2 rRNA genes (both running past the window's edge) are annotated in these 2,105 nt (G+C 59.2%); both read left to right on the top strand.

The window, feature by feature from the left end:
• Positions 1 to 176, top strand: a 16S ribosomal RNA gene (locus ACIF80_RS04935) (it extends 1,547 nt beyond the left edge of the window).
• Between the two features lie 305 nt (positions 177 to 481).
• Positions 482 to 2,105: ribosomal RNA gene (locus ACIF80_RS04930) — 23S ribosomal RNA — on the top strand; it runs 1,272 nt beyond the window's last position.
• Together the 16S and 23S rRNA genes form the textbook arrangement of a ribosomal RNA operon.

Here is a 2,105-nt window from a genome sequence, read left to right as displayed (position 1 = left end):
TGAATACGTTCCCGGGCCTTGTACACACCGCCCGTCACGTCACGAAAGTCGGTAACACCCGAAGCCGGTGGCCCAACCCCCTTGCGGGGAGGGAGCTGTCGAAGGTGGGACTGGCGATTGGGACGAAGTCGTAACAAGGTAGCCGTACCGGAAGGTGCGGCTGGATCACCTCCTTTCTAAGGAGCACTTCTTGCCGAGTCCGCTCGGTCAGAGGCCAGGACACCGGCGCACGTCCGGTGCTGGTAGCTCATGGGTGGAACGTTGATTATTCGGCCGGTTGTTCCGGGCCGAAGGCCTGCCAGTACTGCCCCTTCGGGGCGTGGAAAGCATGATCTTCGGACGGGAACCGGTCGGGCACGCTGTTGGGTGTCTGAGGGAATGAACCCCCTCCGATGCCGACCCCGGTACAGCACCGCGCAAGCGGTGTGTGACGGGTGGTTGGTCGTTGTTTGAGAACTGCACAGTGGACGCGAGCATCTGTGGCCAAGTTTTTAAGGGCGCACGGTGGATGCCTTGGCACCAGGAACCGATGAAGGACGTGGGAGGCCACGATAGGCCCCGGGGAGCCGTCAACCAGGCTTTGATCCGGGGGTGTCCGAATGGGGAAACCCGGCAGTCGTCATGGGCTGTCACCCATACCTGAACACATAGGGTATGCGGAGGGAACGCGGGGAAGTGAAACATCTCAGTACCCGCAGGAAGAGAAAACAACCGTGATTCCGGGAGTAGTGGCGAGCGAAACCGGATGAGGCCAAACCGTAGGCGTGTGAGACCCGGCAGGGGTTGCGCCTACGGGGTTGTGGGATCTCTCTTTCATGGTCTGCCGGCCATGAGACGAGTCAGAAACCGTTGAGGTAGACGAAGGACATGCGAAAGGTCCGGCGCAGAGGGTAAGACCCCCGTAGTCGAAACATCAACGGCTCGTTGGAGAGACACCCAAGTAGCACGGGGCCCGAGAAATCCCGTGTGAATCCGGCGGGACCACCCGCCAAGCCTAAATATTCCCTGGTGACCGATAGCGGATAGTACCGTGAGGGAATGGTGAAAAGTACCCCGGGAGGGGAGTGAAATAGTACCTGAAACCGTGTGCCTACAAGCCGTGGGAGCGTCGCGTCGGACGACTTGTCGTCCGGCGTCGTGACTGCGTGCCTTTTGAAGAATGAGCCTGCGAGTTTGCGGTGTGTTGCGAGGTTAACCCGCGTGGGGAAGCCGTAGCGAAAGCGAGTCCGAACAGGGCGATCGCAGTAGCATGCCCAAGACCCGAAGCGGAGTGATCTAGCCATGGGCAGGTTGAAGCGGAGGTAAGACTTCGTGGAGGACCGAACCCACCAGGGTTGAAAACCTGGGGGATGACCTGTGGTTAGGGGTGAAAGGCCAATCAAACTCCGTGATAGCTGGTTCTCCCCGAAATGCATTTAGGTGCAGCGTCGCGTGTTTCTTGCCGGAGGTAGAGCACTGGATAGGCGATGGGCCCTACCGGGTTACTGACCTTAGCCAAACTCCGAATGCCGGTAAGTGAGAGCGCGGCAGTGAGACTGTGGGGGATAAGCTCCATGGTCGAGAGGGAAACAGCCCAGAGCATCGACTAAGGCCCCCAAGCGTACGCTAAGTGGGAAAGGATGTGGAGTCGCACAGACAACCAGGAGGTTGGCTTAGAAGCAGCCACCCTTGAAAGAGTGCGTAATAGCTCACTGGTCTAGTGATTCCGCGCCGACAATGTAGCGGGGCTCAAGCGTACCGCCGAAGTCGTGTCATTGCAGTACATACCCCCAACGGGGACTGTGATGGGTAGGGGAGCGTCGTCTGCCGGGTGAAGCCGCGCCGGAAGGCAGTGGTGGACGGTTGACGAGTGAGAATGCAGGCATGAGTAGCGATACACACGTGAGAAACGTGTGCGCCGATTGACTAAGGGTTCCTGGGTCAAGCTGATCTGCCCAGGGTAAGTCGGGACCTAAGGCGAGGCCGACAGGCGTAGTCGATGGATAACCGGTTGATATTCCGGTACCCGCTGTGAAGCGTCAAACATTGAATCGGGCGATGCTAAGTCCGTGAAGCCGTTCCGGACCCTTCGGGGAAAGGAAAGTGGTGGAGCCGACGGACCAGAC

The sequence above is a fragment of the Streptomyces sp. NPDC085927 genome, from assembly GCF_044540975.1.
Classification (GTDB): Bacteria; Actinomycetota; Actinomycetes; order Streptomycetales; family Streptomycetaceae; genus Streptomyces; species Streptomyces hirsutus.
Note: the sequence above shows the minus strand (reverse complement) of the source record. Positions and strands in the feature narration are given on the sequence as shown.